The organism is Acinetobacter sp. YH16044 (assembly GCF_013417145.1).
GTDB lineage: Bacteria > Pseudomonadota > Gammaproteobacteria > Pseudomonadales > Moraxellaceae > Acinetobacter > Acinetobacter amyesii.
On record NZ_VPEK01000008.1, the window covers coordinates 64505 to 89973 of the forward strand.

A 25469-nucleotide genomic window follows, 5' to 3' on the forward strand; every position below is an offset into this window, starting at 1 on the left:
AATGGAAGCAGATGTGCATTAGTGCTCACGCTGCTGCATTTGTTCAATTTGACGACGAAAAGCTTCTACATCTTGGAAGTCTTGATACACAGAAGCAAAACGTACATAAGCCACATGATCTAAAGCGAACAATGACTGCATGACAATTTCACCAATGGTGCGTGATTTCACATCACGTTCACCCAAACGGCGAATTTGCAATTGAATATCACTGAGTACCGTTTCAATTTGCTCTTGCGTTACTGGACGCTTTTGCAAGGCATGCATGAGCGAGCGGCGGAGCTTGGCTTCATCAAAAGGTTCGCTCTTTGAGTCAGACTTGATGACACGCGGCATCACCACTTCATAGCTTTCAAAAGTTGTAAAACGTTCACCGCAACTAATACATTCACGGCGGCGGCGTATCTGACAGCCTTCAGCAGCAAGACGTGAGTCAATCACTTTACTGTCTTCAGCGTTGCAAAATGGACAATGCATAGCGGTTAAATTGAACAAATCCGAATGGATTTAGAGTGTAGCAAAAATTTTGAAATTTGTAGAGCTTTACGCTAGATATGGAAAAAAAACAGCCCTTTCGGGCTGTTTTACACAATATATTGATTTACTGTGATCTTATTATTCTACACGTTCGCCATGTTGACTTAAGTCTAGACCCATACGTTCGTCATCAGCTTCAACACGGATGCCAATCACTAGATCAATCACTTTCAAGATAATGAATGTCATCACAGCTGAGTAAGCAATTGTCGCTAGTACACCTTCGACTTGAACCCATAATTGATGCATTAAGTTGCTCGGTGCTTTATCACCCATGATGAATTCGCTGGCAAAGAATGCTGTAAGGATCGCACCCACGATACCACCTACACCATGTAGACCAAACGCATCCAAAGAGTCATCCGCTTTCAACGCACGTTTCAGCGCAGTAATCCCCCAGAAGCAAACCACACCACCGATCAGACCCATCGCTAAAGCGCCGCCAACGGTTACGAAACCTGCCGCAGGTGTAATCACCACAAGACCTGCTACCGCACCAGAAGCACCGCCCAAGACAGACGCTTTACCACGAACCACTTTTTCAGTAATTAACCATGCCACTGCTGCTGCCGCTGCTGCAACTTGTGTTACCACCAATGCATAACCAGCGGAACCATTTGCACCCAGTGCAGAACCACCGTTGAAACCGAACCAACCTACCCATACAAGGCTTGCACCGATGACAGTTAGCGTTAGGTTATGTGGTGCCATAGATTCACGGCCAAGCCCCATACGTTTACCAAGCATGTACGCTGCAACGAGACCCGCAACACCTGAGTTGATGTGAACAACCGTACCACCCGCAAAATCAAGCGCACCGTCGTTACCTAACCAACCACCGCCCCATACCCAGTGGGTAATTGGTGCATAAACCACGACACTCCAAATTGCGATGAACGCAACGAAAGCACCGAATTTCATACGTTCTGCAATCGAACCGCTAATAATGGCAACGGTAATGATGGCAAATGTCATTTGGAAAATAACAAAAAGAATCTCTGGAATCGTACCGGACAAGGCTTCTGTGGTGATGCCCGACAACATAAATTTGTCTAAGCTACCGATAAAGGCATTGCCTTCACCAAATGCTAAGGTATAACCCACAATCACCCACGTTAAACTCACGACACCCGCAGCAACAAAACTGTGTGCCATGGTGCTGAGTACATTTTTCTTACGGACCATACCGCCGTAAAACAATGCTAAACCGGGAATTGTCATGAGTAAAACAAGTGCAGTGGATACTAAAATCCATGCTGTATCACCTGTATCGAGCTTAGGTTCTTCTTCTGTAGGTGCTGGTTCTGCAGGTGCTGGCGCTGCTTCAACTGGAACTGCAGCTTCTGTTGTATTTAGCGTTGTTGTATTTGCAGTATCAACTACTGTGACTTCTTCTGTAGGTGCTGTTGCGCTTTCTTCAGCCCACGCAACAGAACCACCTAAAAGTGCACTGGACAAGCCGAGTGCAATTAGCATCTTTTTCATTCGTATCCCCCGACCTGATTTTCTGAGTTATTAGCTACTCAGCAAACTTCATGCCAATTTTTTAAACGGCATCTGCACCTGTTTCACCAGTACGGATACGGATGACTTGTTCCAGATTGCTTACAAAAATTTTACCGTCGCCAATTTTTCCTGTGCTTGCAACACGAGTAATTGATTCAATTACGGTATCGACCATTTCATCACTGATTGCGATTTCGATTTTTACTTTTGGTAAGAAATCAACCACATATTCAGCACCACGATAAAGTTCAGTGTGACCTTTCTGGCGACCGAAGCCTTTAACTTCAGTGACAGTGATCCCTTGAACACCATTTTCAGAGAGTGCTTCACGCACGTCATCTAATTTAAAAGGTTTTACAATTGCAGTTACGAGCTTCATGTTTTGTTTTCCTTCGGCTTATTTCACCTGTAAGGTTTTATGTTCAATTTTCATGCCAATATGACTACAGTCGGGGGAAAATAGTCAGCCCAGCATGAGATTTCTTTATAACCTATTTTATACGGATAATCTTGCGTATGCTTATAAAAATAGACGTTTTTACTAGAAGAATTACGATTTTACTGATCGATTAAACGCATATTTGAATGAAAGCACTATGGTCATGAATGTGGCGATGTTAAACTGCTGCCACCAAATCACTGAGGATGGTCTAAACAATGATTGAAACCTTATTACAAGCGATATTAGAACAAATCGATCAGCCGAAAAAAGACGTCGAACATAATCTTCGCAGCTTACTCAATGAAGCTGTGAGCAAAATGGATCTCGTGTCGAAAGAAGAAATCGAACGCCAACGTACTGCACTGAATAATGCCAATTTACGTTTAAATGAATTATTGAAACACGTCGAAGAACTCGAACAAAAAATTCAGAACAAAAAATAAGCACCTTTTTAGTGCAACAAAAGACGCATAACGATTAAAAATAATGCACCATAACGGAACAATAATATGTCTTTTGCCAAAATCTATACTCGGGGTTTGCTCGGCTTAAATGCACCCCAAATTGAAGTTGAAGTCCATGTCAGCCAAGGTCTGCCTTCATTGACCATTGTTGGCCTACCTGAGGCCGCCGTCCGTGAAAGTAAAGACCGTGTCCGCTCTGCGATTATTAATAGCGGCTTTCAGTTTCCGACCAAACGTCTGACCATTAATCTAGCACCCGCAGATTTACCCAAAGATGGTTCACGTTTAGATCTCGCCATTGCTTTAGGGATTCTGATCGCGTCGGGACAACTTCCTGAAAATGCAGCAGATGGTTTTGAATTTATTGGAGAATTGGCACTTGATGGTTATTTACGACCTGTCAGTGGCATCTTAAGTATAGCCATTGCCTGTCAGCATATCGGGCATCATCTGATTCTACCGGCACTCAATGCCGATGAAGCGGCGCAACTGCCGGAGTTCCAAGTCTTTCCTGCGCAGCATTTTAAGGATGTATGTGAACATTTGAGTCGTTCAGCCTTAATCAGCAGCCACCCCTCGACATCGTCAGCCAATCAACACAGTTACCCTTTTGATTTATCTGATGTGAAAGGTCAACTGAGACCACGTCGTGCTTTAGAAATTGCGGCGGCTGGCGGTCATTCCCTGCTATTTCGTGGCCCTCCAGGCACAGGTAAAACTCTACTCGCCTCGCGTTTAGCCAGCATTCTTCCGCCCTTAGATATGCAAGAAAATTTGCAAGTCGCGAGTATTTATTCCATTGCAGGTGCAAATCATCATTTTGGGCAGCGTCCATTTCGTGCGCCGCACCATACCGCATCTGCGATTGCCCTCGTCGGAGGCGGATCAAATCCTAAACCGGGTGAAATCACCTTGGCACATTTAGGAGTTTTATTTTTAGATGAGCTGCCTGAATTTGATCGAAAGGTGTTGGAGGTGTTACGGCAACCACTCGAATCCAAGGAAATTGTGATTTCACGGGCTTCTCGTCAAATCACCTTCCCTGCAAATTTTCAATTGATCGCAGCAATGAATCCTTGCCCATGTGGCTATGCCTTCAACCAAGACAGCCGCTGTCAATGTAGTGCTGAAAGTATTAAACGCTATCAAAACCGTATTTCAGGTCCATTATTAGATCGTATTGATTTACATATAGATGTCCCGCCACTAGCAGCACATGAATTACAAAGTTCGCAAGAGGTTGAAAGCTCAAGTACAGTTAGGCATCGTGTCATTCAAGCTTATGAGTTACAAATAGAGCGTCAGCAAAAATCCAATATGGCACTGACGCCGACGCAATTGGAGCAACAAGCAGTTTTGGATGCTACTGCACAGAATATTTTACACTTAGCCCAGCAGAGAATGAATTTATCTGCGCGTGCTTATCATCGCGTATTACGTGTTGCCAGAACCATTGCTGACTTGGCTCAAAGTGAACACATTCAAGCTCAACACGTTTCTGAAGCACTGTCCTATCGAAGCCAGCTCAATACTTAAAAAAATGGCGACCTAAGGTCGCCATTTTTAATGCTTTTTAAAATTAGAATTCGTATTTCAAACCAAATACGACTTTATTCTTTTGTTTTTCATCCGCACGGTCATAACCACCAACTGTGTAATTCATGCTTGCGGTAACACCTGTATCTGCTAAAGGCTTGCTTAGACCAATATCAAAGTGACGGAAACCAAAGCTTTCTGTTGTTCCTAAATCTTCTTCAAAATCACCTGAATCTTGATATGCATATAAACCAAGCGCGGTATCTAGACTGAAGTCTTTAGGAAGTGCATAGCTATATGATGCTTTGATATAAGTATCACCTGCATTACCCCATGAAACATCTTCAAGCAAAGTTTGCGCTGTTAAGCCAAAATCTTTATAGCTTAGCCCAAGCATTGTTTCTAAACCGTTTGCATCACTTGTATCAATATCATAGTAATAGTAGTAAGTTAGGCCTGCTGTGTAACCAAGATCATCATTAATTGAACCGTTATAGCCCGCATAAAAATCATTTTCAAAACCATTCGGTAGGTCATCACCATAGTTTAATGTTGAACCCCACCAACCTGCATAGAAGCCTGATGCATGGCTATAATCCAAACCACCTTGGATTGTCGCATCTTTATTTTCAGGCACATTGGTAATACCACGTAAATTATAGCTAGACAGTATGCCGATATTTCCAGATACAGAATGCTCTGAAGCAGGTACTTCAGCAAATGTAAACGTCGATGCTGCTCCTAGTACAGCGATTGATAAAGCTTTAAGTGCAAATTTCATGGTTTGTTCCCCCACATCGTGCGACGACGTATTTTTTGGTTATTTCGTTGAACTCAATGAGGTATTAGCAAGCGCTGTGCCATGTTTAAAAATAAGCGCATATTTTTTTTATAATAGCCACCATTTTGGTTTATCAAAAACCAATATATTACTGTTTTTATTTATTATTTTTTAATTATCCTATTTGACCTTTTTTCTCTTTAATTTATTTTAGAATGCAGATTTTCATCTATTTAGATTATTTAAATCTTCGGGTTGATAGTTGTAATAGGATTTTAAAAATGCGCTTTTTTGAGTATATTTTTTCAACACCGATCTCAAAAATGCATAAAAAAAGTGCACAATCACCATTGTGCACTTTCAAAAATATGACCGAATACGATCAACTCGTTAATGTTAGAAAGAATAGGTCAATCCAACCACAACGTTATCGTCTAATTCCTCGCCTTCACGATCTTTACCGCCCCATACATAGTCAGCAGCAATTTCAAATCCAGTATCTGCAATCGGTTTACTTAAGCCCAAACGTGCTTCAGTGAATACTACATCTTCTGTGGTTGTTAATAGGCTGTCATCGTGACTGTCATTAAAAACAGAAACGCCGAGCGATGAATTTAATGAAACATCATACGGTAATGCATAGCTATAAGCAGCATTCAGATATACATCACCTGCGTTGCCATAATTAACATCAGACAACAATACAGCCATGCTTGCAGTTAAATCTTTATAACTAATGTCCTGAATAAATTCGACGCCTGTCGTGCGACGCTTTTCAGATCGGTCGTCATTATAAACTGAACCGCCACCTTGATAGACATAGGCCATCACTTGTGACTTATAGCTCCAATCTTCATTGAGTTCACGTCCATATCCGACATAGAAATCATGTTCAAAACCATGCGACTGACTGTCGTCCGTAGGATCATAGTTGAGTGTAGAACCCCAATAGCCCGCGAACAGCCCACTGTTGTGTGCATATTCAAGTCCGGCTTGTAATGCCGCTTGATCATTTTCTTCACTCGCACGGTACACATATTTGTTTACCACGCCCAGACTTCCAGACCAATTCCCTTGTGCTGTTGTGGCTTGTTCAGTTTGTTCTGCAAATGCAGGGACTGTACCTAGGGTCACTAAAATACTTAAAATTGCTTTTTTATAAAATTGAATCATGTTTAGTCCCCACATCGGATCGATCGTGGATTGGGTTGAGTAAAATTTAGCGCCGATTTTAATCGATTTTACCGCACTGTATAGCCCCTTTTTTCTTATTTTGATAAATTAAATCATTTAAAAACAAAGCTAAGATTATATAAAACAGTAAAAACTAAGCTTTTGATTCATAAAATATCTTTTATCGTGTTCCAGTCTTTAACAATGATTTAATGCATTCATTTATATGTATTTATCACGATTATTATCATCTTTTATTGAACTGTTTTTTTAAGGAAAAATTTCTTACGACTTCGCTAAAAGTCATTCTCTATTTACAAAAAACACGCCAACAGTGCTTACTTTGCCTGAACATAGATGCCATGCACCTCAACCATTGATATACTTTTTGATCAAAATACGAATTTAGATTCAGCACAATTTGTCGCGAAGAGTGATGATAAATCAGCAAGTTAAATGAAAGTTTTTACCATTTTTTATATTTTTTTATGATAAGCAATGAATAAACTTCTCTTTAGCTTAATATATATTCAATTTAAATAAACTATTTGTTAAACAACAATAACATACGAAAAATTTGCTTATTACAGATTGACCAATGATCTGGCCATTTTCTAACTTTAGTGTAATAAGCGCATTAAAAATAGTGATTTTTTTAAGAAAAAATATACAATCGCACTACATATTAACTAAATTTGCATGAGGCTCTCTCCCAATGCTTAAAGCTCAACAACTGACACTTGCAGTATTAGTAAACACTGCTCTTATTTCTACTGCTTTTGCTAGCGAACAAAGTGAATCTAAAGGCTTTGTGGAAGATGCCGAAGGCTCTGTATTGTTTCGTACAGGTTACATCAAACGCGATAAACAAGATGTAAATCGCGGTGACGATACAAGTTCTTTTGCACAATCAGCAATTGTGAAATTAGAGTCAGGCTTCACTCAAGGTGTTGTTGGCTTTGGTGCCAATGTTGTCGGCGATGGTTCTTTTAAAATCGGTGAAAATAAACATGCTGATAATGGCATGATTCCACAACATAACGACGGCTCAGCGTATGATCACTGGGCACGTGGTGGCGCAAGTGTTAAAGCTCGAGTATCAAATACTACTGTTGAATACGGTACCCAAGTTCTTGATATTCCAGTGCTTGCATCTAATACAGCACGTATGGTACCTGAATACTTCACAGGCGTTTTAGCGACAAGCCATGAAGTTGAAAATCTAGAAGTTATTGCTGGTAAATTCACTAAAAACCAATATTCAGACCAAATTAATTCTGACGGTAACGATCTAGATCGTGCTGTGGTTTGGGGTGCAAAATATAAGTTTAACGACCAACTTAATGCATCTTACTATGGCTTAGATAGCAAAAATGCGTTGGATCGTCATTACATTAATGCTAATTACACTATTCCGTTAGCTGAAAAACGCTCTTTAAATTTAGACTTTAGTGGTTATCACACAGAATGGGACAAAGCCGCTTCAACCTCTTCTTCATCACTTGGTGCTACAAATGTAGATGGCCGAAGCAATAATCTATGGTCATTGGCAGGTACATTAAATCAAGGCGCTCACTCAGTCATGCTGGCTTACCAACAAAACACTGGTAACACAGGTTATGACTATGGTAGCAATGCTGACGGTGCGCAATCTATTTATGTAGCCAACTCTTACCTTTCTGACTTTATTGGTAACCATGAGAAATCGGCACAAGTTCAATACAACTTAAACTTTGCTGATTACGGCGTGCCAGGTTTAAATTGGACGACTGCTTATGTATACGGTTGGGATATCAAAACTATTAAAGATGGTGTAGAGACATCAGACGATGCTAAAGAAAGCGAATTCTTTAACCAAGTGAAATATACTGTTCAATCAGGTTTTGCTAAAGATGCTAGCCTTCGTTTACGTTATTCACACTACCGTGCAGACCAAGCATACAATGACGTATATATGGCTGACACCAATGAATTACGTGTATTCTTAGACATCCCTGTGAAATTATTTTAATTTCGCAGCTAGTCTAAGATAGCGAAAAAAAACCTGCACACTGTGCAGGTTTTTTTATGAGCATCGTTTTCATATAAAAGCGATGCTCAGCTTAAAACAATATTATTTGTTCGCAGCTTGGTAAGCTTCAATTGAGCTCAGTACTTCTTGTTTCGCAACATCAGCACCTTCCCAACCACTTAACTTAACCCATTTACCAGGCTCTAAGTCTTTGTAGTGTTGGAAGAAATGCTCAATTTGATTGATCAACAATGCAGGAAGATCGGTATATTCTTGAACATCTTTATAAAGCGGAGTCAATTTGTCGTGTGGAACAGCAACAAGTTTTGCGTCAACACCACCGTCATCTTCCATGTTCAATTTACCAACAGGACGGCAACGAATTACAGAACCTGGCTCTACTGGATGTGGAGTTACCACAAGTACGTCTAATGGGTCACCATCCAAAGATAATGTATTTGGAACATAACCATAGTTCGCTGGGTAGAACATTGCAGTACCCATGAAACGGTCTACAAATAACGCATCAGAATCTTTATCGATTTCGTATTTGATTGGTGCTGCATTTGCAGGAATTTCAATAATGACATAGATGTCGTTTGGTGCATCTTTACCCGCTGGGATATTGCTGTAGCTCATAGCATCACTCTTTAAACAAAGTTAAATCTTTTAATCCGGCACAATTATAACGGTTTTATCGCTTTTTTTGTGATTTTAGCGATCATGCTGATAATTTAATCATCAAGCAGAACATTTAGCTTAATTTAATGACCAATAACATCAGGCAAATCGGGCATAACATCGACAAGGTCCAAATGATTGAACGTAAAGTTGCCCAATTGGCTAAATAACATAGCCCATAAATAACGCGTAAAACGAGATAGGCTATCCCAAAGGTCATGATGTATTGTTGATGAATCACCATGTATTCGGCCATTAGAATAGCCGCAATAAATAAAGGTAAACTTTCAAAACTATTTTGCTGCACTGCATGTGCGCGGCTCGCCAACCCTGTAGAGCGCGCTAAAACTTCACGTGGATTTTGATTATCACTCGACTTAAAACCTGCAGCTCGCTTCGCAATAAATGTAAATACATATGGCAGTAAACAAGCGGCCAAAATGAGATAGATGATCCCACTGATGCTGTGCATGTGTTTTTTCTCAGGAAGATTTTATGGCTGCTATAATACCATGGCATTTCGTGAATAATTTTTGTTAAATATAGTGTTTTTATAATCGGCAGATGAAAGGATCCTCTATGAGCACTTCTGATCAAGATCAATTATTTGAAGTTCTTGAAGAGCAAAAACGCCATCAGCTTCGCGTCGATCGTGCCTTAAAAATCGTCATCCCTGTGACTGCATTTTTACTTGCTGTGATCTGCGCCAACTTAAATGTCTGGTCGACTGTTTTCAGCTTTGTCATCATGTGGGTTGCATTCTATGCAGTTTCCATCAAGCAACTTCCCCTTTGGCATTGGGTCATTGTCATTGCACTGTATTGTTTAGTCGACAATATTTTAACCTATGGCAGCTATAACCAATCCGGCTTTAGTCGTCAGTTCGGTGCGATGTTTATTTTCTTAGGTGTTTTTGGAGTAGGACGTCGCTACTTTGATCGCTGGTCGATGAATAAAGGCAAGCTTTAATGAGCTAAATTTAAAGCGATAAAAAAAGCGCCCGAAGGCGCTTTTTTTATGCATCGTATTATGCGGTTTTACGCAAATCTTTACGTAGAATTTTACCAACGTTTGATTTTGGTAATTCATCCATAAATTCAACATAACGTGGGCGTTTATAGCCAGTTAAGTTTTCTTTTGCGAATGCCAAAACTTCTTCAGTCGTTAAAGATGGATCTTTTTTCACAACGAATAATTTAGGTACTTCACCTGATTTTTCATCAGGAACACCAATCGCAGCAACTTCTAGCACTTTTGGATGTTTTGCAACAACTTCTTCAATTTCAGAAGGATAAACGTTGAAGCCAGACACCAAAATCATGTCTTTTTTACGGTCTACAATCTTCACATAACCGCGTGGATCCATGACACCAATGTCACCTGTACGGAAGAAACCGTCCGCCGTCATTACTTTGGCAGTTTCATCTGGACGGTTCCAATAGCCTTTCATGACTTGAGGACCACGAATCGAAATTTCACCTTGCTCACCTTGAGCAACTTCATTGCCATCATCATCTAAAATAGCAACTTCAGTCAGTGGCAATGGAATACCAATCGTACCGCTGAATTCCATTGATGCTGGAGGGTTTGCGGTTGCAACAGGTGAAGTTTCTGATAAACCATAACCTTCGATAATATTGGTACCTGTAACTTTCTTCCACGCTTCTGCAGTCGAAGGAAGCACTGCCATACCACCACCCATCGCCATTTTTAGCTTACTGTGGTCAAGTTGCTTGAACTCTTCATTGTTCACCAAAGCATTGAACAATGTGTTCACTGCTGGGAAGAATGAAGGTTGGTATTTACGTAATTCTTTCATTACCGCAGGTAGGTCACGCGGGTTAGGAATCAATACGTTTGCCTGACCTTTGTACATACCGTAAAGTGCACACACCATAAATGCAAAGATGTGATACAGCGGTAATGCACAGAAGATACGATCATCTGGCTGACCATCTTTCTGACCAAATTTACTTTGGAAAATACCATCACACTGCAACATATTTGACACAAGGTTACGATGGGTCAATTCTGCGCCTTTAGATACGCCAGTTGTACCACCGGTATACTGAAGTACAGCAGTATCACTTAAAGTTAAGTTTGGACGTTTGTAATTGTTTGCACTCACTTTAGACATTGCTGCATTAAAGCGAATATGACCTGGAATGTTCCAAGCTGGAATTTGTTTACGTACTGAACGTAATACAAAGTTAACCAATGTGCCTTTCAGCGTACCAAGCATGTCACCCACAGATGCCACGATCACGTGTTTTACTGGGGTTTTACCAATAATAGCTTGGTAAACAGATGCAAAGTTTTCAATAATAACAAGAGCTTCTGTACCAGAGTCATTCAATTGATGTTCAAGTTCACGAGAGGTATACAGTGGATTCACGTTGACCAATACCAGGCCAGCACGGAATACACCCAATGCGACAACAGGATATTGAAGAACGTTCGGCATCATGACTGCAACGCGTGAACCTTTAGCTAAACCTAAACTTTGCAAATAAGTTGCAAATTTACGGCTAGCGTCATCAAGTTCTTTAAAAGTTAAGACTTTATCCATAAAGATAAAGGCATCTCTTGAGCCAAACTTCTGGAAATTACGCTCAAAAATATCGACCAATGAGGTATTTTCTGCGGGTAATTCTACAGTTTCTGGAATCCCTGTCTTTTGGTATTCAGCGAACCAAATCTTTTCCATAACGCCCAATTCTCCTGTCGTAATCCTTAATAATCCAACTGTTTTTTTTCAATATTAAGCGGTCATTATTTAACTTGTTTGTGCTTAATATTGCATCCATTTCACGAATAACAGCATATATAACGTATTTCGTTCCATGGATGCTAGTATTATCTTTGAATGAACAGTTTATTTGCTTTTTGATATCCACGTGGTAACAACACGCCTTTCGATGCACGTTTGCCCACATATTTTTGCAGATCGTCGGCTTTAAGCTTTAATTGTTGATTACCTGCAAGCACTTGAATTATTTCATCTAAATTCAAAGTTGTCATGGATACAATTTGATCTTTTGCCTCAAGTTGTATCAATTTATTACCTTTACCCTTATTCAGGACTGGTAATTCATCAAGCTCAACCAACAGCAAACGCCCCGCAGAACTGAGGAGTGCAAGATGTGTTGCATTCTCAATTGCCGTTAAATTCATAACCGCCGCCCCTTCAGACAAGCTAAGGAAGGCTTTACCCGCTTTGGCATTGGTATCGAGATTTTTCGCTTGGGTTTTAAAGCCATAGCCTTTACTGCTCATTGCCAAGACTTCTGTTTCATCTTCAGCAATAAACACTTGTTTAAAGCCAACACCACTTGCAGGTGCAAGCTTAGAACTCAGAGGCTCACCTAAACCACGCGCAGATGGCAAGGTATTGATGCCCAAAGCATAGCTACGACCGGCATCATCTAATACATAAACACGTTGATTCGATTTACCTTGCGCATGGCTGAGATATTGGTCACCTGCACGGAAATTTAAGTTCTCAGCATCGACTTCATGACCTTTCGCCGAGCGAATCCAACCCGCTTCAGACAACACCACAGTCACAGGATCTGCAGGAAGCATATCTTGTTCATTAATCGCATGGGCTTCTGCACGTTTCACAATTGGAGAACGGCGGTCATCACCAAATTTCTTCGCATCTTCTTTAAGTTCATTAATGATCAAGGCTTTTAATGATTCAGGATTCGCCAATTGTTCACGAATAATGGCAGCTTTGGCTTCCAATTCTTCTTGTTCACGGCGCATTTCCATTTCTTCAAGTTTTGCCAAATGACGTAACTTGAGTTCTAAAATCGCTTCGGCTTGAATTTCATCGATATTAAAATGCGTCATTAACACCGGTTTAGGCTGATCTTCTTCGCGAATAATACGAATCACTTCATCAATATTCAGATAGGCAATGATCAAGCCTGCAAGTATATGTAACCGTTTTTCAATTTTATTCAGATGATAAGTCAAACGACGTGTCACGGTATTTTTACGGATTTCGATCCATTCCAACAAAATACGGCGGATCGATTTCACTTGCGGACGACCGTCAGCGCCAATCATGTTCATATTGACACGATAGCTCGACTCTAAGTCAGTGGTTGCAAATAAATGACTCATCACCGATTCAGCATCAATACGATTCGAGCGCAGGACAATCACTAAACGTGTTGGGTTTTTATGATCTGACTCATCACGTAAGTCCGTGACCAATGGCAACTTCTTCGCCTGCATTTGATCTGCAATCTGCGTGATCACTTTTGAGCCTGAAACCTGATACGGCAGCTCCGTAATCACGATTTCATTTTTCTCAATGCTGTACACTGCACGAGTTCGATAACTACCGCGACCCGTGGTTTGAATTTTGAGTAATTCTTCTGGAGAAGTAATAATTTCCGCACGTGTCGGCAAATCAGGCGCAGGAATATATTCTGCGACTTTCTCATCGGTTAAATTTGGATTGCGAATTAAGGCGATGGTACCCTTCACCACTTCACGTAAGTTATGCGGTGGGATATCGGTTGCCATACCCACAGCAATGCCCGTTGTGCCGTTGAGTAAAATATTCGGTACACGTGCAGGTAAATTCACGGGCTCTTTCATCGAACCATCAAAGTTATCCTGCCAATCACAAGTCCCTTGCCCTAACTCTGACAGTAATAAATCACTATACGCAGACAGTTTTGCTTCGGTATAACGCATCGCTGCAAAGGATTTCGGATCATCTGGTGAACCCCAGTTTCCCTGACCTTCAATAAATGGATAGCGATAACTAAACGGCTGCGCCATAAGCACCATGGCTTCATAACAAGCAGAGTCACCGTGAGGATGGTATTTACCCAGTACATCACCAACCGTACGTGCAGATTTTTTTGGCTTACCCGTTGGCTTTAGCCCGAGTTCGCTCATCGCATAGACGATACGACGCTGAACGGGTTTTAAACCATCACTGATATGTGGCAATGCACGATCCATAATCACGTACATGGCGTAGTTGAGATATGCTTGTTCGGTAAATTCTGCTACGGAACAGTTTTCTGTCGCATGATGCGCAAGGCTTGTCATAACAACCTGTAATCCTAAATTGTTCGTTCTTTATTGGGTTCTTATGCTATGTCGCAGGTGTCCCCTATACAAGGGGATGATCTAACACTCTGCGACAAATTGTGTCTTATGGCGTAAAAATATCCATTTTATTCACCATGATCAACTAAAAATTCAACAGTCTTTATAGACCGATGGATTCTAAAGTTTTGCCCTTGGTTTCTTCACCTAAAACCAGAATCACCACGGCAACGGCAATTAAGACTGCAGTAAACATCATAAAGACATAGCTAAAACCATGATCCATATCCATCATATGTGTCACAGCAAAAGGCGCGGCAATGCCCCCGATCCGACCAATGGCACCCGCCCAGCCCGAACCAAAGGCACGAATATTGGCCGGATATTGTTCTGGTGTATAGGTATAAAGTACGCCCCATGCACCGAGATTAAAGAAGGACATTAAACAGCCCCAGATCACGATCTCTGTCACACTGCCAGACTGTCCGAAGAAATATGCCGAAATGGCACACATCCCAATGAAGCCCGCCAAAGTAGCTTTACGACCCAATTTTTCGACCAACCATGCCGCTGCAATATAACCTGGCAATTGTGCCAAAATCATGACCAAAACATATTCAAAGGATTGAACAATGGTGTAGCCTTCTTTGACCAATAAGCTTGGTAACCATGTAAAAATACCATAATAAGAAAAGACGATACCGAACCAAATGAGCCACAGCATTAAAGTACGACGTGCAAAAATGCCTGACCAAAGCTGTGAAAAACTGATGTTGTGCTTTTCTGCAACTGGTTTGACTTCAAAGATTTCAACAACTTCTACACCACATTTGGCTTCAATCTTTTTCACCAATGCATGTGCTTCATCAAAACGTCCACGGTTAATTAAATAAGGCACCGATTCGGGCACCATTTTCCAAATCACGATCGCATATAACGCAGGAATACCGCCAATCAGGAACGCTGCATGCCAGCCAAAATCAGGAATAATAAAGCGTGAGACCAATGCAGCAACCAACCAGCCCAGTCCCCAAAAACTTTCCAGTAAGACAATAAAACGTCCACGTACATGCGCTGGAATATATTCACTGACTAAAGTCACCGCGACAGGGAGTTGCCCCCCTAAACCTAAGCCGACAATAAAACGAAATACCAACAACCAAGTTAGATTAGGTGCAAACGCACATGCAGCGGTGGCTAAGCTATAAATCACCAATGTCCATGCAAACACTGTTTTTCGGCCGAAGCGGTCTGCTAGTCCACCAGAAAACACCGCACCAATCGCCATCCCAACAAAACCAATCGAGACCACCCAACTTTTATCATTTGGCGTCATAGCCCAATCTTCAGCCATTTTCGCTAAGATAAAGGAAATGAGTCCCGTATCCATGGCATCAAACATCCAGCCAAGGCCAATAACCCAAAGTAAAGTGTAGTGAAACTTACCGATGGGTAAGCGTTGTATACGTGAGACTAAGTCCATAACAAGATCTCTGAACTGGTGGAAGGATGAACACTGCTTTCCCAACAGGATGTATGATTTTGCGTTTTTTAGTATAGATCCATGCAAAAGACCGACCATTGATCCGTCTTTTCAGCATTTTAATGTGATGTTATAGCAACGCGGCTATGACAAATCTTTTGAAGATACCGACTGATCATCATCATCTTTATAAATAAATTTAGGCATTTCTAAGCCAAAGTAAATGGCGATCAGACGTAAGGTGAAACCGAAAATGAGCGTCGCAATGACGGTCAATTCTAGCGATAAGCCAATCTCAATGCAGAGCCAATAACAAATCACGGACACAAAAGAAATACTGGCATAAAGTTCACGACGGAACACCAGCGGGACATCGTTACAAAGGATGTCTCGTAAAATACCGCCAGAGACGCCCGTTAGTACCCCTGCTACCGCAGAAACCACAAAACCATGTCCCATTTCTAAAGCGATTTGACAGCCAATAATGGTAAAGCCAATGAGACCAAGGGCATCGAGAACTAAGAAGATATTACGAAGATGACGCATCCACTTTGCAATCAGGATGGTGACAAATGCAGCAAAGCAGGTCAGCATGAGGTATTCGGGATGCTTAACCCATGTCAGTGGATAGTGCCCAAGTAGCACATCACGAACCGAACCGCCCCCCAGTGCCGTGACACAGGCAATCAATGTTACCCCAAACCAGTCCATACTCCGCCGACCCGCAGACAATGCACCTGTCATTGCTTCTGCCGTGATTGCGATAATATAAATAACGGTAAGTAACATCGCCCTTCTTCCACTGAGGGTTGAGATGCGCGCTATTCTAAGCTAAATCTGCTCAAATGTTATAAAAATTGCGCACAACATTGTTTAAATTTTCGTCCAGAACCACAAATACAGGGCTGCTTCATGGTGATTTGCATCTCTGTGGTCGGATCAAGGAAATACCAGCGCTGCTCGAACTTCACAAAGTGTGAAATTTCATGATGTACCTGCGCTTGCTGCCCATCGTGATAATGGGCTTTAAATTCAACTTGAGCATGGTTTTTATCGAGTTTTTCTTGAGCCTGTACCACCTCAAGTTTTAACCACTGATTGGCCTGACTCCACGCTGCAATGGCACTGACATCCAAGGCTTGCTGCTGTCCAAACGCAGTTGTTTGTACAATATAATCAATCTTATGCAGTGCAAAAGCACTATAACGTGAACGCATCAACTGCTCTGCAGTCTGTGCATTTTCACGCCCCGTATGTAAGGGCTGACAACAGCTACCATATTCACCTTTGCCACACGGACACTGGACTTGTGACATGTTTGTTTCCATAAAAAAATAGCCTGACAATGCAGGCTATTTTAACGGATCTTTCCACACAATTTTCATCAGTAGATCCGTATCGATTCAAATAAAAGAATGATACACGGTAAGGTCATCCGCAAGTGTTTGAGACAGGACTACTTCTAATCAAAAATGTTTTTGCAATGCTTTGAATAATTTGACGGTAGTGAACGAGTTTTGCGGATGACAATGGTTTTGGGTACTTTTGCCGAAACAAAAGTACCTCCAGCCGAAGGCTAATCCCTTTATTTAAACCCTAGATGTAAGACTCCGTCGAATAGACTTAAAAATCATTTTAAAAATGCGTAATTACTTTTACGTGCGTAACATCAGTGATCTATATAGATTACCCCCCGATACGCAACTTAATCTTCAGTTGGCATGGGAATGACATGCACTTTTTCGATCTTATGACCATCCATTGTGACCACTTCAAAGATGTGTTCATCCGCTTTGAATTTTTCACCATTGGCTGGTAAACGGCCCAAATGAAATAAGATATATCCGGACAATGTCGAATACTGTTCAGCATCATCCACCAAGTCACGACCCAACAATAAAGACACATGACGAATGTCAGTTGAGCCATCGAGTAACAATGAACCATCATCGAGACTTTCTGCTGCTGTCTCCGGTTCATCTTCATCGGGAAACTCACCAGCAATCGCTTCTAAGACATCAATTGGTGTTGCAATCCCTTCAATTGAACCGTATTCGTTCAACACCAAGGCCATTTGCAACGGCGCTTGACGCAGTTGTTCCATCACCATCAAGACTTGTGCATTTTCATGCACCACTACAGGCTCACGGAGATGCTTTTCAAAATCAAGTACGCCTGTTTCAATATAGTCATTCATGACTTTATGAGTCAGTACCGCACCCGCGATATTGTCTAACTCGCCGTGTGCCACAATCAAACGTGAATGCGTGGTACTGAGTAATTGAGCACGAATCGCCTCAGGCGCTTCATCCAAGTCAATCCATTCTAGTTCAGGACGAGGTGTCATCACTGACTTCACTGGACGTTCAGATAAACCCAGTACCCCTTGTACCATGACACTGTGGTAAACCCCGTTGTCTTCATCAAAGACTTCATCGGCAAAGGCACGTGTTGCAAGCACATCTTCATTTTCATTTTGATTGTCTGCAACATTTCTCCCACCAAGCATACGCATCACCGCTGAGGCTGTGCGATAACGTAAGTCTGTGGTTGTCACCATTTTTTCCTGATTATGACGCATGGTTTGGTTCAAAAACTCAATCAGTACGGAGAAACCAATGGCTGCATATAAGTAGCCTTTTGGAATATGGAAACCAAAGCCTTCGACTAAGAGCGAGAAACCGATCATCATCAAGAAACACAGGCACAGAATCACTACCGTTGGATGACGGTTCACGAAGTTCATCAGAGGCTTAGATGCCCACAGCATGATGCCGACAGCAATAATGACCGCAATCATCATGACTGACAGGTGTTTCACCATCCCGACAGCGGTAATCACGCTGTCGAGCGAGAACACAGCATCGAGCACCACAATCTGCACAATCACCATCCAAAACGTCGCATGCACAGGATTTTCTTCCTTGAGCATCGGCTTGTTTTCAAGACGTTCACGCAGTTCCATGGTGCCTTTAAATAGCAAGAACACCCCACCAAACAGTAAGATTAGGTCTCGACCGGAGAATGGATGGTCGAAAATATGGAACAGTGGATTGGTTAGAGTCACCACCCATGCAATTGAGGCCAGTAAGACCAATCGCATACACAGTGCAAGCAATAAGCCGACAATCCGTGCGGTATTACGCTGTTCTGGCGGTAATTTTTCCGCAAGAATCGCAATAAAAACCAGGTTATCGATACCTAAAACAATCTCAAGCACCACCAGTGTTAATAAACCCACCCATGCAGAAGGATCGGACATCCATTCAAAGATCATGGTTGTATCTCCTGAATGTTATTCACACGTAGATCATGCTGATTTGAAGATGAAATGCATTGGACATGCGCAAACGCTTTTAATGGCGTTCTTTCTAATATTTTGATGTGTGCTGAGTGACAACAACCACTACCCATGACGGTTCTTTAGCTTGAAATGAAGTTTTAAGTATAGCAAGTTAAGGTAAAAATTCACCCTTTTTTACCAAAGTACAATCTCAGTATGGAAGAATTTAAACCCAGTGATGACATTAAATTGTCATATTTAGCTGCCAATGTAGTGTCATAAAAAATAACATGCTAAGGTAAAATTAAAACGTAATGAATAGCGGATTAAAAATGACAGAAAAACGTGGTAATCCTTCTCCTGCTACAACACAACCTTTAATCGCACTGTATTGCGGCTCCCGCTCTGGGAACAATCCAATTTATCAAGAAAAAGCCATCGCGTTGGCGCAAGGCTTGGCTGAACATGGTTTTGGTCTGGTCTATGGTGGCGCCAGTATTGGCCTGATGGGTCAAGTCGCTGACGCTGTGGTCGAACATGGCGGCGAAGCCGTTGGCGTGATTCCTGAGTTTATGTTGGATTATGAAATTGCACATAATCATTTGACTGAACTACACGTCGTGCGCAGTATGCATGAGCGTAAAGCCATGATGGCAGAACGTGCAAGTGCCTTTGTTGCCCTGCCCGGTGGTCTCGGTACATTCGAAGAAATTCTAGAAATCGCCACTTGGGGACAGTTGAATCAACACCAAAAGCCGATGATGCTTTATAACGTCAATGGCTTCTATGATGCACTGATTGCACAATTAGACCATGCGGTCGCTGAAGGTTTCTTGCCGCCGCAGCATCGTGCCAAACTGATCGTATGTAATTCTTCGAAGCAGATCTTTAGTGCACTGAAAAATTTAGATTGCCCGAAAAATTTCGTGGTCTAACTGTATTTTGGATGTCAAAAAGGGGAATAAATCATTCCCCTTTTTTATTACTCGATGTCCTACTTCAAATCTATATCGTGCCGACTTAACCCGACACCACACGATAGAACCATGGCAAGGTTGTCGCTAAGAAAATACTCATCAATAAACCAAGCATCAATTTCATCGCATCTTTGCTGACATTTCGTGAAGTTCGATATTTATTCACTTCATGTAAATGCATGGACATGGCAAATTCACGTCCTGCAAGTAAGCCCAAGAACACCCAAGTGGTACTCATTGGAATATTACTCCACTCTTTGAACACCAATAAAATCAAGGCATACATAAAGTCGATAATGGTTGCCGAGCGGATATCAGCCACACCCGTTTTGGTGTCGATAATGCCCTGAATCGCCCCACCACGTTGGTACAAAATGATCCCAAGCAGTACGATAAACACCACAATTGCAAAAATCAGGAACTCCAGCGGCACCTGACGAGGGACGTAGACAAAAATATTGGCCAAATCCTGAATCAGCCACTGACTCCATAAAAATGCCGTCGAAACCCACTGTAGTCCCACCCAAATATTCGAGGGTGTTTCATCACGTGTTTTACTGAAATAAACCGAGATGCCTTTAATCACAAAACGATAAACAATAATCGCGACAACAAAAGCTACCGCATAACCCATCATGGACTTGGTTAACATCGAGCCAAGACTACTCGGAGAGAAAATCGTTAACACTAAGAATGTGGTGCTGACCGGGATTCCGTAGCGAGTCAAAATGATCAGTAAGATCGGTGGCACAATATAGAGCCACGTGACCCCTTCTGCGGGAAATGGAATCGTTTCTAAACGACCATAAGATGCATCCCCCACGCCAGAACTGTACCAACCATAAACCAATACAATGGCTAGAATACTGCTGACATAGATCCACAACAGCCACCAAGGGCGATGCGCATTGGATGAAATAAAGGTTCCCAATGTCTGTGGCACATCATTACCGACAATAGAATAGGCCGCGAGACAGAAGCCTATGACCATCAGAATTTCGATTGTCATAAAAACAAAACACCTTTGCCATAAAGAAAAAGCCCTCCAATAAATGAAGGACTTGAGCGCATTATGACAGTTTATCTGGCGTTCATACAATTTCGTGCCGTGCTTTTCTCGACACTAAAATAAAAACCTCAAATAAAACAATTGCTTTAAACTTTAATTATTTCAATTTAATCTGATAAACCGCCGTGCTACCGCTCACTTCATTTCCAACCACCAACAAAGGTTGAGCATTAGGTGAATCTTTGGCCGCAATAAAAATCAGACCTTCGGGCCCTAAATCGCCCTGCTTAGTTATATCGGTTTGCGCAATATCCCGTGTATTAAAATACTGAATAAATTTCGCCTGTTGCGGCAGTGTGATGTCATACACCATGATCCCACTGGCCCGCTCTAGCCCGATAAAGGCATAGGTTTTTTGACCAATTTTACCCAGTGTGATGCCTTCAGGTTCAGGGCCTTTATTGTCACTGCGGTCATCAAATTTAAAGGCTTCATGATTACTATTAAATTGGGCTGGAAACAATTCAGCAATTTTGCGTTCAAACTCACTGCCCGAATCCCAAACAATTTTTCGACTGATGGGATCGACAATACTGAACGAGCGCCCACCATAGGTATACAATTTGTCATAAACCAACTTACCGTCTTCCAATACAGGTTTTCCGGCAGTATCACGTTTAAAACCTTGCGTCCAACTGATGGTTAAACGGCCAATCTGTGCATCTTTGATCAAGTTATCCGCACAAATTTCTGTCGGCGCTGTGGTGGTACAAGCTTTAAAGACGCTCGGATCGAGTTTTGCACCAACGACACCAGGCACCAAATGACGTAAATGGGCTGCATAATCCCCTTTTGCATCAAAACCGGCTTTTTTAAACAGATGCTTAACTCGAATTTCTTCGGTATAGCCTTGGCTTAAATCATCGCCCGTAAAATACTGCGTTTCGTCTTTTAACCACTCTCGGGCATCGCCTTCATTGGCAGTGACCAAATAACTTTTTCCATCCGCTTGATAATGTGCAATGGCATCAGGCATATACATACCATACAGCTCAGGCCATGCCTGAATATTGATCATCCCTGCATCTTTTGCACAGCTCTCGACCTGACGGCCTACGCTGTCCGTCGCACCAACCACACAATCACGATCACTGCCATCGAGTGCATTTTCAGGCAAGCTGTGATCTTTATAGCCCATCGGAAAGATATCAATAAATTCCGCTTTCACTAGATCGAGCACGGCAATCGCATTGTTCTCTTGTAAGCTCACCCATGCCGTTTGACCATCTTGGCTCACCGCAATGTACTCAGGTTCTAGGTCTTGAGCCACACTCGTGGTTTGTACACCTTGCGTCTTCACATCGGCATATTGTGCGGTGTCGGGTCCAAAAATGCGAACGCCAGCATCAATTAGCTCTTGTTTACGAGCATTCCACGCACGGAAATCCACCAATTTCGCCGTTGGCTTTTCAATCTGAGTTAGATCAATAATACTGACTGAACCTTCAGGGTCGACTGCATAACCTTCATTTGGTTCGCCTTCATTAGCGACCAATACTTTTTTGCCATCTGGGCTAAAGGTCAGCATGTCTGGCAAAGCCCCAACTTCGACCTGACTGATAAAACTTAAATCTTGTGCTTTAAAAAAGGCCACGATGCCCGGCTGCGTTTTATCGGCCGCTTGCACCGCGAGTGCCACGATGCCATTGTGTACAGCAACGCTATTCACTTCAGAATCGGCCAAATATTTTTTAGCATCTAAAGATTGTAAATATGTAGGCTGTGCTGGTTGTTTTAAATCCAGTACATCAACCACACCAGCTTTGGCATTGACCACAAATACGCGCTGACTTTGAGCATCATAAGCAGGAATTTCTGCTGCACTCGCGCCAAAAATACCCGATTCATAACGCCCAATCTGTTCCAACACGATAGTGTTTGGCGTGACTTCTTCGACCACTGGAGGAGGTGTTTGCACTTGCGCATCATCATTGCTGTCATTACACGCCACTAGCCCCACAGACAACATGGCACACATCAGCGCCGAAATTTGTAGTTTCATGTTTTCATTCGTCTTTTATTAAAATATGACCAATTTATAAACATTAGGTTGCATAGAGATGAAACTTTCATTGCATTTTTCTTGCAATTTTTTGGCTCAATTATGCAAAGCTTTTACTACATCCGAATGGCAATATTCATTTAAACTGTTTAAAAATCTCAGCTTTATTGACTTATGAATAGCACGCCAACGCATCAGGCTTTACAACCCGAATTTAGACTTCTTGTGCTATTGGTCTCTATTGGCTTTTTTATGCAAGGGCTGGATACGACCATCGTCAATACAGCAATCCCAGCGATGGCAAGAAGTTTGGGCGAAGACCCGCTACAAATGCATAGTGTGGTCGTGGCCTATGTCTTGTCCGTTGCGGCGTGTATTCCTTTAAGTGGTTGGTTGGCCGATCGTTTTGGTGTACGAAATACGTATTTCACAGCCATTATTATTTTTACGTTAGCATCGCTAGGCTGCGGCATGGCCAATAGCCTGAATGAGCTGCTGGTTTATCGGGTAATTCAAGGTATAGGTGGCGCATTACTGCTGCCTGTTGGGCGTTTGGCGATGCTCAAAGTGATTCCTCGGACACAGTTTTTATCGGCTATGAGTCTGATGAGCCTTGCTGGTTTAATGGGCCCCTTAATTGGTCCTACCCTTGGCGGTTGGATGGTGGAAGTCGCAACATGGCATTGGATCTTTTTAATAAACATTCCAATGGGACTGTTAGGAGTACTTATTACCTTTAAAGCCATGCCCAATGTGACCGAACCGAGCGTACAACGCTTCGACTTTATGGGTTTTTTCTTATTGGTCATCGCCATGGTGGGTTTATCGTTAGGCATTGAAAACTTTGCTAGCCCGCATCTGCCGCTATGGTGGAGCCTGCTATTAGTCGCTGCGGGGATCATCGCCAGTTTGATCTATGCCTTTCATGCACATACCCACGCCAATGCGCTGTTTCGCAGTAAATTATTTCAAAATCGGATCTATGCCATCGGCATTATCGGCAACTTCTTTGCCCGCCTTGGCGGCAATGCCATGCCATTTTTGATTCCCTTAATGCTACAAGTGGCTTTTGGCTTTGAGCCATTTATCACAGGGTTATTGATGATACCGACTGTACTCGGCTCATTGGCATCTAAACCGATTATTCGTCAAATTATTCAACGCTTTGGCTATCGCAAAGTGTTATTGGTAAATACCTTCTTGGTCGGCGCTTGTATTTGCAGTTTTGCGCTCTCTACGGCTGAGACCCCCACGTGGTTACGTGCCTTACACTTTTTTATTTTTGGTATTTTAAATTCGCTGCAATTCGTTTCGATGAATACCTTAACCCTCAAAGATTTACCCCAACAAGATGCCAGCAGTGGCAACAGTTTCTTGTCGATGATTATGATGGTGTCGATGAGTATCGGTGTGGCTTTGGCTGGGACTTTAGTCAACATGTTTACGGCCTATTATGGTGCTGCACAAATCGAAACAGCATTCCATAGCACCTTGATTTTACTCGGCTGCATTAACCTGATTACCGCAGCGATTTTTTGGCAGATTCCTAAACATGTGGATGTCTAAATCCGTGTCATCGGGCAAATCTATGACAGATCAGCCATTAAAGGGTTATGATAAAAGAGATACTTGGATACATTTTCATGCCTAAAAAAGCCAAATCACGTACCACAAAAAGTTCACTCAAAAAATACAGCCCGATTATTGCACTCAGCGCTATCAGCGGCGTCTTGGTGGTGGCAGGACTGGGTTATTTAGCCGTTATGCCGCATCGCCCTGCATCTGCAGAAGAATATCCAGTCAAAGGTTTTGATGTTTCCCATCATCAAAAAGATATTCAATGGTCAAAAATTTCACCTAAAAAATACCAATTCGTTTATCTCAAAGCCACAGAAGGTGGTGATTTTAAAGATCGGAAATTTCAAGATAACTGGCTGCAAGCGCGGGAAAACGGCTTTTTAGTTGGGGCCTATCATTTTTACCGTCTGTGCCGTGATGGCAGGATTCAGGCAGAAAATTTTATTGCTTCCGTGCCGAAAAAAGCCGATGCCCTTCCCCCAGTGATTGATTTGGAATATGACACCAACTGCATTAACACCTACAGCAAAGAGCAGTTACTCAAAGAAATCACTTATATGCATGATCGCTTGCACCACCATTATGGCAAACAACCGATTTTTTATACCTCGAAGTCTTTTTATAATATTGTCTTAGCTGGCGAGTTTAAACAGACGCCGCTGTGGGTCCGTGAATATAAAGGCCCACCCGATCTAAAAAACAATCCGAAATGGCTGATTTGGCAACATACCAATCAAGGACAAATTCAAGGTATCTCGACCACTGTCGATTTAAATGTATTTTCAGGTGATGCCAAGGCATGGACTGATTTTTTAGACAAAAATGGCGTTTCCCCGATCAAACCCCGTTGATTTATTCTCCGACTCAGGA

At 42.1% G+C, this 25469-nt stretch carries 22 protein-coding genes; 7 read left to right on the plus strand and 15 right to left on the minus strand.

Annotation, left to right across the window (positions count from 1 at the left end; translation table 11 throughout):
* Positions 1 to 18: 18 nt before the first annotated feature.
* The 3 genes from nrdR to glnK form a co-directional block, all read right to left on the minus strand.
* Positions 19 to 477 (minus strand): transcriptional regulator NrdR, encoded by a 459-nt coding sequence (gene nrdR / locus FTV38_RS07280; protein ID WP_067763170.1) that lies wholly within the window; start codon positions 475 to 477, stop codon positions 19 to 21.
* 138 nt (positions 478 to 615) lie between these two features.
* A complete protein-coding gene (locus FTV38_RS07285) occupies positions 616 to 2022 on the minus strand; it encodes an ammonium transporter (protein WP_180022078.1) in 1407 nt (468 codons plus the stop codon).
* A 61-nt stretch (positions 2023 to 2083) separates the two neighbouring features.
* Positions 2084 to 2422, minus strand: a complete 339-nt coding sequence (gene glnK / locus FTV38_RS07290; RefSeq protein WP_067763174.1) for a P-II family nitrogen regulator — start codon at positions 2420 to 2422, stop codon at positions 2084 to 2086.
* 278 nt (positions 2423 to 2700) lie between these two features.
* Here glnK and FTV38_RS07295 point away from each other — a divergent pair, with 278 nt between their 5' ends.
* Entirely contained in the window at positions 2701 to 2928 is a 228-nt protein-coding gene (locus FTV38_RS07295) for an accessory factor UbiK family protein (protein WP_078189551.1), read from the plus strand.
* A 66-nt stretch (positions 2929 to 2994) separates the two neighbouring features.
* Complete coding sequence (locus FTV38_RS07300; protein WP_180022079.1) at positions 2995 to 4485, plus strand: YifB family Mg chelatase-like AAA ATPase; 1491 nt, start codon at positions 2995 to 2997, stop codon at positions 4483 to 4485.
* Between the two features lie 43 nt (positions 4486 to 4528).
* On the opposite strand, the gene FTV38_RS07305 is transcribed toward FTV38_RS07300, so the two are convergent.
* Both FTV38_RS07305 and FTV38_RS07310 read right to left on the minus strand, forming a co-directional pair.
* A complete protein-coding gene (locus FTV38_RS07305) occupies positions 4529 to 5266 on the minus strand; it encodes a TorF family putative porin (protein WP_180022080.1) in 738 nt (245 codons plus the stop codon).
* Between the two features lie 396 nt (positions 5267 to 5662).
* Positions 5663 to 6439 carry a TorF family putative porin gene (locus tag FTV38_RS07310; protein ID WP_180010702.1) on the minus strand — a complete coding sequence of 259 codons (777 nt, stop codon included), beginning with the start codon at positions 6437 to 6439 and terminating at the stop codon, positions 5663 to 5665.
* 715 nt (positions 6440 to 7154) lie between these two features.
* Between FTV38_RS07310 and FTV38_RS07315 the strand changes: the two genes are divergently transcribed.
* Positions 7155 to 8450, plus strand: a complete 1296-nt coding sequence (locus FTV38_RS07315) for an OprD family outer membrane porin (protein WP_180022081.1) — start codon at positions 7155 to 7157, stop codon at positions 8448 to 8450.
* Positions 8451 to 8552: 102 nt separating this feature from the next.
* Here the strand turns inward: FTV38_RS07315 and ppa are convergent, their stop codons facing one another.
* Together ppa and FTV38_RS07325 are read right to left on the minus strand one after the other, a co-directional pair.
* A complete protein-coding gene (ppa, locus tag FTV38_RS07320; RefSeq protein ID WP_168378239.1) occupies positions 8553 to 9089 on the minus strand; it encodes an inorganic diphosphatase in 537 nt (178 codons plus the stop codon).
* Between the two features lie 115 nt (positions 9090 to 9204).
* Complete coding sequence (locus tag FTV38_RS07325; RefSeq protein WP_078189470.1) at positions 9205 to 9603, minus strand: MAPEG family protein; 399 nt, start codon at positions 9601 to 9603, stop codon at positions 9205 to 9207.
* Positions 9604 to 9710: 107 nt separating this feature from the next.
* Here FTV38_RS07325 and FTV38_RS07330 point away from each other — a divergent pair, with 107 nt between their 5' ends.
* Positions 9711 to 10100, plus strand: a complete 390-nt coding sequence (locus tag FTV38_RS07330) for a hypothetical protein (RefSeq protein WP_168378240.1) — start codon at positions 9711 to 9713, stop codon at positions 10098 to 10100.
* Between the two features lie 58 nt (positions 10101 to 10158).
* Here FTV38_RS07330 and FTV38_RS07335 read toward each other — a convergent pair whose 3' ends face one another.
* The 6 genes from FTV38_RS07335 to FTV38_RS07360 all read right to left on the minus strand — a co-directional run bounded on the left by FTV38_RS07335 (position 10159) and on the right by FTV38_RS07360 (position 18967).
* Entirely contained in the window at positions 10159 to 11838 is a 1680-nt protein-coding gene (locus tag FTV38_RS07335) for a long-chain-fatty-acid--CoA ligase (protein WP_180022082.1), read from the minus strand.
* A gap of 149 nt (positions 11839 to 11987) precedes the next feature.
* A complete protein-coding gene (parC, locus tag FTV38_RS07340) occupies positions 11988 to 14207 on the minus strand; it encodes a DNA topoisomerase IV subunit A (RefSeq protein WP_180022083.1) in 2220 nt (739 codons plus the stop codon).
* A 163-nt stretch (positions 14208 to 14370) separates the two neighbouring features.
* Positions 14371 to 15690, minus strand: a complete 1320-nt coding sequence (locus tag FTV38_RS07345; protein WP_078189474.1) for an MFS transporter — start codon at positions 15688 to 15690, stop codon at positions 14371 to 14373.
* Between the two features lie 144 nt (positions 15691 to 15834).
* Positions 15835 to 16479 (minus strand): trimeric intracellular cation channel family protein, encoded by a 645-nt coding sequence (locus FTV38_RS07350; RefSeq protein ID WP_078189475.1) that lies wholly within the window; start codon positions 16477 to 16479, stop codon positions 15835 to 15837.
* A gap of 59 nt (positions 16480 to 16538) precedes the next feature.
* Positions 16539 to 17006, minus strand: coding sequence for a YchJ family protein (locus FTV38_RS07355; protein ID WP_180022084.1), 468 nt, complete (start codon positions 17004 to 17006; stop codon positions 16539 to 16541).
* Positions 17007 to 17395: 389 nt separating this feature from the next.
* Entirely contained in the window at positions 17396 to 18967 is a 1572-nt protein-coding gene (locus FTV38_RS07360) for a TerC family protein (protein ID WP_180022085.1), read from the minus strand.
* Between the two features lie 320 nt (positions 18968 to 19287).
* On the opposite strand from FTV38_RS07360, the gene FTV38_RS07365 reads away from it, so the two are divergent.
* Positions 19288 to 19908, plus strand: coding sequence for a TIGR00730 family Rossman fold protein (locus FTV38_RS07365; protein ID WP_078189478.1), 621 nt, complete (start codon positions 19288 to 19290; stop codon positions 19906 to 19908).
* 85 nt (positions 19909 to 19993) lie between these two features.
* Here the strand turns inward: FTV38_RS07365 and FTV38_RS07370 are convergent, their stop codons facing one another.
* Both FTV38_RS07370 and FTV38_RS07375 read right to left on the minus strand, forming a co-directional pair.
* The gene (locus FTV38_RS07370) at positions 19994 to 20959 is read right to left on the minus strand and encodes a hypothetical protein (protein ID WP_078189479.1); all 966 of its coding nucleotides are present in this window, start codon (positions 20957 to 20959) and stop codon (positions 19994 to 19996) included.
* A gap of 157 nt (positions 20960 to 21116) precedes the next feature.
* A complete protein-coding gene (locus FTV38_RS07375; protein ID WP_180022086.1) occupies positions 21117 to 23021 on the minus strand; it encodes a choice-of-anchor I family protein in 1905 nt (634 codons plus the stop codon).
* Between the two features lie 174 nt (positions 23022 to 23195).
* On the opposite strand from FTV38_RS07375, the gene mdtD reads away from it, so the two are divergent.
* Positions 23196 to 24587, plus strand: a complete 1392-nt coding sequence (gene mdtD / locus FTV38_RS07380; protein ID WP_180022087.1) for a multidrug transporter subunit MdtD — start codon at positions 23196 to 23198, stop codon at positions 24585 to 24587.
* 77 nt (positions 24588 to 24664) lie between these two features.
* A complete protein-coding gene (locus tag FTV38_RS07385) occupies positions 24665 to 25450 on the plus strand; it encodes a GH25 family lysozyme (protein ID WP_180005210.1) in 786 nt (261 codons plus the stop codon).
* The last annotated feature ends 19 nt before the right edge of the window (positions 25451 to 25469 follow it).